8 protein-coding genes are annotated in these 9,080 nt (G+C 64.5%); all 8 read right to left on the bottom strand.

The genetic code is table 11. From position 1 onward, the window contains the following. Positions 1-314 precede the first annotated feature (314 nt). On the bottom strand, positions 315-680 hold the full coding sequence (locus tag VBE63_RS21910; protein WP_323685148.1) for a DUF5615 family PIN-like protein: 366 nt from the start codon (positions 678-680) through the stop codon (positions 315-317). Then, positions 680-907 carry a DUF433 domain-containing protein gene (locus tag VBE63_RS21915; RefSeq protein ID WP_323685149.1) on the bottom strand — a complete coding sequence of 76 codons (228 nt, stop codon included), beginning with the start codon at positions 905-907 and terminating at the stop codon, positions 680-682. Before VBE63_RS21915 ends, VBE63_RS21910 begins: the two co-directional genes overlap by 1 nt. Before the next feature lie 110 nt (positions 908-1,017). Then, positions 1,018-2,700: an RAMP superfamily CRISPR-associated protein gene (locus VBE63_RS21920; protein WP_323685150.1), complete on the bottom strand. Its 1,683-nt coding sequence runs from the start codon at positions 2,698-2,700 to the stop codon at positions 1,018-1,020. Continuing rightward, positions 2,697-3,692, bottom strand: a complete 996-nt coding sequence (gene csm4, locus VBE63_RS21925) for a type III-A CRISPR-associated RAMP protein Csm4 (RefSeq protein ID WP_323685151.1) — start codon at positions 3,690-3,692, stop codon at positions 2,697-2,699. Before csm4 ends, VBE63_RS21920 begins: the two co-directional genes overlap by 4 nt. A gap of 12 nt (positions 3,693-3,704) precedes the next feature. Beyond that, positions 3,705-4,415, bottom strand: coding sequence for a type III-A CRISPR-associated RAMP protein Csm3 (csm3, locus tag VBE63_RS21930; protein ID WP_323685152.1), 711 nt, complete (start codon positions 4,413-4,415; stop codon positions 3,705-3,707). A gap of 23 nt (positions 4,416-4,438) precedes the next feature. Further along, positions 4,439-4,933, bottom strand: a complete 495-nt coding sequence (gene csm2, locus VBE63_RS21935; RefSeq protein WP_323685153.1) for a type III-A CRISPR-associated protein Csm2 — start codon at positions 4,931-4,933, stop codon at positions 4,439-4,441. 12 nt (positions 4,934-4,945) lie between these two features. Continuing rightward, positions 4,946-7,645 carry a type III-A CRISPR-associated protein Cas10/Csm1 gene (cas10, locus tag VBE63_RS21940; RefSeq protein ID WP_323685154.1) on the bottom strand — a complete coding sequence of 900 codons (2,700 nt, stop codon included), beginning with the start codon at positions 7,643-7,645 and terminating at the stop codon, positions 4,946-4,948. A gap of 139 nt (positions 7,646-7,784) precedes the next feature. Next, entirely contained in the window at positions 7,785-8,972 is a 1,188-nt protein-coding gene (locus VBE63_RS21945; protein ID WP_323685155.1) for a Card1-like endonuclease domain-containing protein, read from the bottom strand. Between the last annotated feature and the right edge of the window lie 108 nt (positions 8,973-9,080).

Genomic DNA, 9,080 nt, shown 5'->3' on the forward strand with positions numbered 1-9,080 from the left:
CTGATCGAGCCGGCGCGACCAGTGGTGGCGTCGGTGCCGCTGGCGAAAAACTGCACGAAGGTCGGCGCGCACTCGCGGATGGCGGTGAGGATCGGCTGGTGGGAGCCGCCGACGGTGCACAGGAGGATGAGATTGCTCATAAAGCTTGAGGCTGTTGCCTGAGTTTTGACCTTGGATGCAGGAGGCTTACCGTGCAGGGTGAAGGCGCTATCAAGTCGTTTGATCAGGCCTTAGAGACTGTCCAGGAAGGGCAGTCTATGAGACGCGCCTGTTTCTTCTCCTTGGCAGGCCAGTCGATGTCATCGTGGATCGCTTCAGCGAGATCGGCCAGGTGCGTACAGTCCGCCGCGGGATAACTCGAGGTAGCAATGCTCTTGCTGGCTGGCAGTGGCGATCTCTGGCCAATGAGACTCGACCAGCCCAATGAGTTCGTCGTTGGAGACATTGCCGATGACCAAGCGCAGCAACCGCTGTGGCGTGCCGCGCAGGAAATGGCTATCCCGAAAATCGCCATCCTTGGTGATCAACAACAGCTTGTTGGCATCAACATAGGCCGCAATCGCCGCATCCGTGGTCCTGGAGCCATCCAGGATGCGATTCACATGGGTGGCATCGACGCCGATCTCACGCAAGCGACTCACGAGCCGGTAGGCCACATGCACATCACAAAGAACCTGCATCAGGCGGCCGGTTGCAGGGGTTCGCCCGAGACCAGCAAACGCGCATAAGCGAGGCTGGCGAGAATGTCCTCGCGCTCCAGTTCTGGATGATCCGCGAGGATCTCGTCCAGGCTCATGCCCGAGGACACCAGGTCCAAGATCACCTCGACCGGCCAACGCATGTGCCGGATGCAAGGTTTGCCGTGGCAAATCGCCGGGTCGAGTGTAATGCGCTCAAGCGGTCGCATAGGGGGTACTCCATTGAAGATCACCTGGGATGCTAGCCCTTCTCGTTGGCAGCGTCCAATGGCTCCCCGAGCGGCGCGGGTTCTGTAGCGTCGTTCATTGGTCCACCCGATCAGGCCTTGGCGCGAATCGCGGCAATTAGCGCTTGGCGGGCCTGCTTTTTCTGCTTGGCAGGCCAGCCGATGTAGCCGTGGATCGCTTCAGCCAAGTCCGCCAAGTCCGCACAGACCGGCCCGGACCACTGCTGCTCAGCGGCTTTGAGCACCTCCAGCAGCTGATTGGCCAGCTCGCCGCCCTTCTCCTTGCGCCCGGCGGCGCGATCCTGGGCCAAGCGCTCGCGCAGCTCCTCGAGCCTCAGCGCTTCGGCGCTCAGGTTGGCGCGGCGTTCGGCCTTGGCCTGCTCCGCTTGTGCCTCGCGCTCAGCGGCCTCTGCGCGTTGCTGCTCGCGGGCGCGGCACTCGGCAGCCACCGCGCGCAATGCCGTGCGGCGCTCATGGATGCGTTGCGACCAGGCAGCGGCATCGACGGTGGAGAGATCGGCCAGCATCTCGCGTAAGGTCTTCGGCCAGCTCGGCAGTGGCTTGCCCACCGGGGCGACCTCGACGAGCACCCAGCCGAAGGGCAGCATCTCGGTGCGTTGTTGGATGTCGCCGACGGCGAGCCAAACCGTTTTCGTTGTGGACAGTGTTTCGTAACGCGTTCGTCGAGTCTCTGGATCTTTGCCCATGTTGATCCGGATACCTCTGACGCCATCCAGGGTGACCGACTCGGCTCCGCTATGACGCCCAACGCGCAGCAGGAACGCCTGATTGGCTTCCAGTGCCGATTGGCGATCGGTCAGCAACTGTTGCAGGGTGTCGATCCAGTCGGCAGACAGATAACCACGGCTTCTTAGCTCCAGAACCTCCCGCTCGAAGATGGGTCGATAGAGCCGGTTACAGGCTGCGGCAATGTCCGCAAAAGACCAGCGGAGGCTCGCATCAGGCAGCTTCGGACTCGCGAGACCGGCTACATCCTGGATGCCCAACTGGCCGATGAACGCTTGCGGGCGCAACGGCGGCACGCATTCGAGCACTTGGCGCAGGTTCTGTTTCTCGGCTTGCGATTCGATCTCATGGCCGTCCTTTCCGATCACTTGCTGGCGTTTGCGGTTGACCGCGTAGCGCACTTCCGTGGCATAGGTCTCCATCGGGCTCAGATCACGCGCATCACCGATCTGCACCAGACGCATCGGGTCACAATCAAACTGAGCGTAATTGAACAACCGTTGCTGCAGATCACGGTTGCTCTCCCTGCGGTGTTGCAGTGATGCGCCATCATTGACCAGATCCAGCAGTGCGGTGCGAATCGCCCCCTTGAGGCTGCTACCCGGCAAGATCGGTCGGCCGCTGGCGGCATCCGTATAAGTGCGGGCAATTGCCAGCTGGTTGATGATCTCGCGGCCGTTGTCCTCACGCTGAGCGGTCTTGCCGACGCGCTGCTGGTATTCCGCGGCAATGCTCGGCAACACCGGCATGGCGTGCTCGGCCTCGGCGATCAACGCCTCGCTGTTGCGGTGGAAAAACGCCTGCACCTGCTTGATCAGCTGCACCGTCGGTGCCGCCCCGAGCACCTTGGTCAGCTCCTCGCGGGCCGTCGCCGGCAAGGCCCGCAAGGCCGCCTCGGGGCTGAACAGATAGAGATCCTCGCCATCGATCACATAACCGGTCGGCTCCAGATCCTGGCCGGTGCCGATATGCACCGGCGCGAGCGCAGTGATCGCCAGTTGATGGACAGCGTGTCGCTGCTCGCTCATGGCGCAATCTCCTCGGGCAGATGAACCGCCACACAGGGCGCATAGCCCTGTTGCACGGTCTCGGGGATGACCTTCGACAGCTGGCCGTTTGCACCCAGGCCCTGACCGATGATCGGGTCACTCGGCAGACTGGACGGCGTCAGCAGGGCGCCGGCGCGTGCCAACAAGACCGGTGTCTTGAACGGATTGCCGAGCTGGACCGCGGCATCGCCGTGGCGGCCGAAGCGGGTGAAGACCTCGTAGAAGCTGCGCTCGGCGCGACAGCCTTGGCCTTGCGGCGCGCAAGGGGCGAGCGTCAGACAGGCATTCGCATCCGGCTGACGGGGCCAAGGCGTGGGCAGCGGCTCGACCTCGAACTTGCCGAGACCGATGCTGGCATCCCGGCCAAAGCCGACGCTGCCGATGTCGTTGAAGAGATCGGTCAGCGTCTCGGCGCTGATCCGCTCGGCATCGAAGACCAGGCGCAGACAGAGCGCTACGCCGTCGGCTGACCAGCGCTGCATCTGGGTGTAGGGGGCGAAGTCGCCACGGCCGGTGGTGCCGGTCAGACGGTTGATGCTGTTGTGGGGTTGTGGATGCAGGGTCATCAGCGCCTGTGAGTGGTGCGCGGCGGGGGCCTCAGCCGGCGTCGCCGGCGCACTGGCCGCGATCACCTCCGCCTCGCTTTGGCAGTGTCCGAGCCACTCGGTCATGGGCCGCTCGAGCGCCGCAAGCGGCAGCCAGAGGCGCTTCTTGATCTGCTTTCGGTCGGTGCCGACAAGCTCGGGTAACAAGGATAAGGGCAGCGCCGGGCGCGGCAGATAGCCTATTGGCAGGGCATCGGAGACGACCGCAAACGGGCGCCCGGCGGTGTAGCCCTGCAAGCATTCTTGCAGAGACGCATCGCCATCACGATTGCGCAGCGCCCAGCACAGCTGACCGAACAGCATATCGCCGAGCAGCGGCGAGCCGAACGGCGAGCGCAGCTGTAGGCGCAAAGTGAGCGTATCCATGCGTGACTCCACTTATTCGAGGCTGAGCTGGTCCAGACGCGTCTGCAGATCCTCGCCCTGCAGGCTGAGGCCGGTGAATCGCAGCTTGCCGTAGCCGCGTGACCCGGATCCGCCCAGACCGGTGAGTTCCAGCAGCTTGAAACCGACCAGTAGTTCCTCGAGGAGATCCTCCTCGCCATGCACCTTGAGCGTGAGCTGGAACTCGAAGCGCGCGCCGGCCGGGACTCGCTCGGTATTGCGCGGGTGCTCGGCGACGCCGGCAATGCGGTCGATCTGATTCTCGGTCTTCTGCTCGGTGAGCAGCAGATTGCGTTTGTCCATCTCGGCGACCCAGGCGGGATCGAGGTTGCAGTCCCAGAACGCGAGCCGGGTGGGGCCGATCTCGCGCAGCAGGGACTCGTCCGGATCACCCTCGGGGGCACCGCCGAAGAGCTTCAGCAGAACCTTGCCCTGGTCCTGTTGCGCACCCTCGAGCTGGCGAATGTGCTGAAAGCCGAGCGGCTTGCCGTTGGTGAGGCCGACCACGCCGGCGCGCCATTCGAGCAGGCTGCGCATCTTGCCCTTGAGGCTGGAGCCGGGGATGTAGGGCTGGTTGGTGACCGGGTTCTTGATCACCGGGTTGTCGGTGCCGCCGATGTGCATCTCGGTGTTGCCACCGCCGATGTGCAGACCGCTGAGCAGTTCCAGGGTGCCGGTGATCTTACGAATATGGGTCAGTTGCATGATGAAGTTCCGAGGGACCGTTGTTATTTGTTCTCGCTGGGACGCACTTCCTTGTAGAAGCCCAGGAAGGCCTCGAAGAAGAGCTTGGCGTAGCCGAGGGTCTTAGCGTCTTCTGCCTGGCGCAGACAGTGCTCGAGCAGCTTGACGAAGTTGGTATCGACCAACTGGCGACCCTCGGCGTAAGCGGCCTTGGCGTTGAGCATGAGGATGAACGGGCGCACCTCCTGAAAGCGCGCGTCGTCGGTGCCAACCTTGGTTTGCCACATCACCAGCTCGTCGTAGAAGCGGCGCAGCTGGCTTGGCTTGTTGCGGCGATCGTTGCTGCCGATAGTCGCGGCACAGCGCTTGGCGATGCCGTTGAACAGCTCGGGATCGAGCGGGCCGCTGAAGCGGATCTCCTGCACCGAGAGGTCCGGCGTATAGGCATCTTCACGCGCCCTTCCGCCCTGGTTGCCACCGCGATAGCCGCCACCACCCTGGGCGCGTCCGCGCGGATTCTGATGTCTGATCTCAGCCATGCTGGCGTTCTCCTAATCGCGTGTTTGATAGAGATGCGTGAACAGTGGAATGCGGTAGCTGCCGCCGAAGCGCTCGATACCACTTGAGGCAATGACCTGCGCCAAGCGCTGCTGCAGGCGGCGGCGTTCCTCGACCTTGGAGCGGTCGCGCAGTCCTGGTGCGCGCTCGAGCATGCGTGCCGCGCGGTAGGCGAACTGACTGTGCCAGATGGCGTTCTCGGGACGTTGGTGGACGTGCTCGGCCTTCTCGATCAGCTCGAGCAGGCCGTAGATGAAGCCGGTGCTGAGGGCCAACTCATCGGCGAGCGCCTTGAGTTCGACCCCAGCCTCACCGAGCGCGACGAAGGTCGACCAGGGGACGGTCTCGCCGAAGCAGGTGACCGCGTTCTTCTCCGGGCGTAGCCCCTTGGCCTGCTCCAGCGCCTGCTCGCCCAGGGCGGCCAGGTGGCGGATCGGCAGTCCCGGCTTGGTGGTCGAGAGCCCGGCGGAGAAATGGATCGCCGGGTTGTCCGCGACATAGCGCGCGAACTCGCGCTGCAGCCGCCGCGCCAGGGCCATCTGTGAGCGCCAGGGACCGATCAGGAAGAAGTCATCGCCACCGGCGAAGACGGTGTAGGTGTTGGGATACTCGGTGGCACAGAGCCAGGGCAGGTAGACGGCAAAGAAGGCGTTGGTTTGCCGCGAGAGCGCGGCCATCTTGGCAAAGGTCGGCTCTGCGAGTCCTTGCTGGAAGATCAGCCCCAGGTTGTCGATGTCGCCCTTGAGGGTGGTCAACGCACGAATGCCCACCCAGCGCCCTTTCTCATCGAGCTGCTGGTCCTCACTGGCCAGATGGTTCAGCGTCTTCGGCTCATGGGGCGAGAAATCACCCTCGGCCTCGGGATCGCAGCGGGCATATTTGTCTTGCTCGAAGGCGCTGGTCTCGGTTCCCTCAAAGCGCGGGATATAGCCGTTGATGTAGCGCCGGGCATAGCCGTTCCAGAGCGGACGCTCACCATCAGACTCGGGCAGGCTGAAATCCCAGGCGCGCAGCAGATTGTCCTCGCGCACCGCCGGACCAAAGCGTCCGCTATCGGCCTCCTCCTGGGTAAAGCTGATGCGATAGCCGAAGAGGTCAACGTCGAGGGTGTGCTGGCCGATGCCCTCACGGGTCACCAGCAGGCGCTTGAAGCGGGTCAGCCAGTTGCCGATGGCGATCTGATCCTGGGCCAGTCGGCTGAGCCGCAGGGTCTGGCCTTGCTCGGGAATTTCTTCCGTCGCGGGCGAGCGGCCATCGATCTGGCAGACCCCAAGACGGTTGTCGAAGCGATCGAGAAAACCCGCGAACACGGCCGGCGCTGGAGCCGCGTCACAGAGCCCGAAGCGTTGTGCCTTGGCCAGATCGAGCTGGGCGAAGAGCCGCTTCATCAGCGTGCGGAAGCGCTGGTGGCTGTTCTTCGGATCACCGCGCGCGCTCAGGAAGTCGTTGCAAGAGGCCTCCAGCCAGGCCAAACCGACACCGGCCTGTCCAAAGCTGTGCGCGAGGAACCAGGTATCGAGGGTGCGGCGCACCTCGGCCAGCGCGCTGCGCGTGGCCTCGGTATTGGGCGCGACGATGAGGAATTTGCCGGCCGCGTTGATGATCTGGCTGGTCGGCGGCAGGGCCAGCGCATCGAGCACACGCATGGCGGCGCACTCGGTGAGCAGACCGACATAGAACGAGCGTCCGCGTAACAGCTTGGCGGCCCGGCGCTGGGTCTCGCCACCGGCAGCAAAGATGAAATCCTGGATGCCGAACAGATCGCCCTGGATCAGCAGCAACTTGGGTGTATCCCAGTCGGCACGCTGTTGTTGGGAGTCGATGATCGCCTGCGGCTCGTCATCGCTTGCCTGATGCCAGCGCCAGAGTGCGGTGGCCAAGGCCGCCACCGCCTTGCTGTGATCGTAGAGCGAGACCTCGGGTTTGACACCGAAAGCGGTCGCGGCCGGAATCGCGTGCGCGTAGGTCGCGAGCAGCGTGTCGAAGTGATCGAGCCACAGATCGAGCCGGTCCTGATGGGAGTCAGGAATCGCTTTCAGGGCTTCGGCAAACTGGTCCCAGAGCCTGCGGTATTGCTGCGTGGCCTTGACGCGGTCGCGTTTGTTCGGCTCGCAGTCTTTGGCCGGCTGCGGGAAGATCGCCATGGGCGAGAGCGGCTGCAGCGCATAGCGGTAGTTCAGTGCCGGCTGCTTACTCGGCGACGCGTCGAGGCGGATCTGCTCGAACAGGGTGAGCTGCCGCGAGGAGAAGTGATCGCCGCCGGTGGACGAGCCCTCCTCGGCATCGTTGTAGCGGTCAAAGGTCTCGCGCTCGAAACCGGAAGCCACGCGATCCGCGGTGGCGATGAGCCATTGCAACGCCGTCTCGGGCTTGTGGTGGCGGGCAGCGGCGTTGATCAGCGAATCATCGACATCGGGTGCATCCCAGGCCGCGAACGGGGCGACATCGGTCCCCACAAGCCGTGGAAAGTGGCGCTCGAGCAGATCGATCGCGACAGCGGTATAGGCGCTATGGCGGTGCGTGAACCACTGCCGGCCCCCGGCCTGCTGACGGCGAGCATACTGGTGCAGATTCGACTCCAGCAGCTCGGCACCCGGATCGAGTCCGGCGCGCTCGGCGAACTTGCCGATGTCGTGGATCAGCCCCGAGAGCGCGACGCGACTCGAGGCAGCAAGGAGTTCCTGTGGTGTCATAAGGCGTATCCGATCAGCGGTCCCATTCAACAGCGGCCTGTGTCGCCAACAAGCGCCAACACAGCGTCTCGTTCATCGTCCAAGCGCCTGCCCAGGCGGCAACCTTGCGGCCAGTGTCCATCGCCCCTCAGCCGCCCGCTCACCCGCGCCAGTCCCGCACCAGATCCCGCAGCTGTTGCAGTTCCGCCGGCGGCACCAGACGGATGCGCGCACGCCGCGCACGGGCGATGAGCGTCTCGGTCGGCTCGCGCGCGGAGAGCAGCCAGGTGTGGCCAAACAGCCCGCGCACGTCATCGCCGAGGCTGTCGAGCTTGTAGGCGATGGCGTTGTCGTTCTCGTCGCGGTAGCGCAGCGTCTTGCATTCGATGTGCAGGAGCTGGTTCAGGTGGCAGGCGAGCACATCGAATTCGTTGGCCATGGCCTCCTGCTGATCCCAGTGGCCCTCGACGCCCAGGCGCGCATCATGCACACCGGCATCGTTTGCGGCGTGATAGGCGTAGTCCTCGAGCCAACCGCCGCGCACGAACTGCGCCGCAGCCAGGTTAGTGAAGCGGAAATACTCCGAGCCGGGCTCCCAGGCGAGTACATCAGCAGCGGCCAGCTGCGCCATCGCCTCCGACCAGAGCCCGCGTGGCGGGCGCGGAAAGGATTGCACTGGCGCCGCCAGACGCTCATCGCGGCTGTCCGGCAAGCGCTCCAGGGCCTGGTCGGCCAGGTAGTTCAGGGTGCCGATCAGCTGCTGCAGGCTGGGATCGGCGATGCGGCGGCCGAGGAATTTACAGGCGGCCTTGCGCGCTGCGGCGAGCGTGGTCCAGCGGGGCTCATCGGAGACGGCACGCTGAAACTGAAAGCCTTGAGCGCGCAGATAGGCCGGCACGTCGAGCACGTTGCTCATCGGCGTCGGTGCGGGGACCGAGGCCAGCCCATCGTGGGCGCTGCTGGCCAGATATTCGATGCGTCGATGGGCGGTATCGGTGTAGAGGATGCGACTGGCGAGATCACGAAAGACCTCGACGAAGGCGAGCGACATCAACTTGGTGCCGCCGGTGGCGTTGAGCACGATCTCGGTGTCGGCGCCGGCATTGAGGAGGGTCTCGGCGACCTGATGCGCGAAGGCACGGATCTGCGGGAAGCCGCTATCCGGACAGCGCTCGCAGCGGATGAGCTGTGCCTCAACACCGCGCAGCTGAGCGGCTAAGCGCCGGTCGGCACCACGGCGCGTCATCGCCTCGGTGAGCACCAGGCAGACGCGTGTCGGGCGTTCCATCAGGATCGGGATCAGGTTCTGCAGCACCTGATCGGAGACCAGCACCACCTGCGTGCTCATGCATCGGCCTCCTGATCCTGGTCCCGATCCTCAGCGGCCCGGTCGTCGCGGTGCGGACCAACCGCCTCAGCGATGGACCCGAAGCGAATCGCCTCGGGCTCGATGCGT

It is taken from the genome of Lamprobacter sp., assembly GCF_034860625.1.
Classification (GTDB): domain Bacteria; phylum Pseudomonadota; class Gammaproteobacteria; order Chromatiales; family Chromatiaceae; genus Lamprobacter.

Excerpts from the sequence above, each read along its gene's own strand:
- cas10 (WP_323685154.1), bottom strand. The coding sequence starts at position 7,645 with ATGACACCACAGGAACTCCTTGCTGCCTCGAGTCGCGTCGCGCTCTCG.
- csm2 (WP_323685153.1), bottom strand. The coding sequence starts at position 4,933 with ATGGCTGAGATCAGACATCAGAATCCGCGCGGACGCGCCCAGGGTGGT.
- VBE63_RS21910 (WP_323685148.1), bottom strand. The coding sequence starts at position 680 with ATGCAGGTTCTTTGTGATGTGCATGTGGCCTACCGGCTCGTGAGTCGC.
- VBE63_RS21920 (WP_323685150.1), bottom strand. The coding sequence starts at position 2,700 with ATGAGCGAGCAGCGACACGCTGTCCATCAACTGGCGATCACTGCGCTC.
- VBE63_RS21915 (WP_323685149.1), bottom strand. The coding sequence starts at position 907 with ATGCGACCGCTTGAGCGCATTACACTCGACCCGGCGATTTGCCACGGC.
- csm4 (WP_323685151.1), bottom strand. The coding sequence starts at position 3,692 with ATGGATACGCTCACTTTGCGCCTACAGCTGCGCTCGCCGTTCGGCTCG.
- csm3 (WP_323685152.1), bottom strand. The coding sequence starts at position 4,415 with ATGCAACTGACCCATATTCGTAAGATCACCGGCACCCTGGAACTGCTC.
- VBE63_RS21945 (WP_323685155.1), bottom strand. The coding sequence starts at position 8,972 with ATGAGCACGCAGGTGGTGCTGGTCTCCGATCAGGTGCTGCAGAACCTG.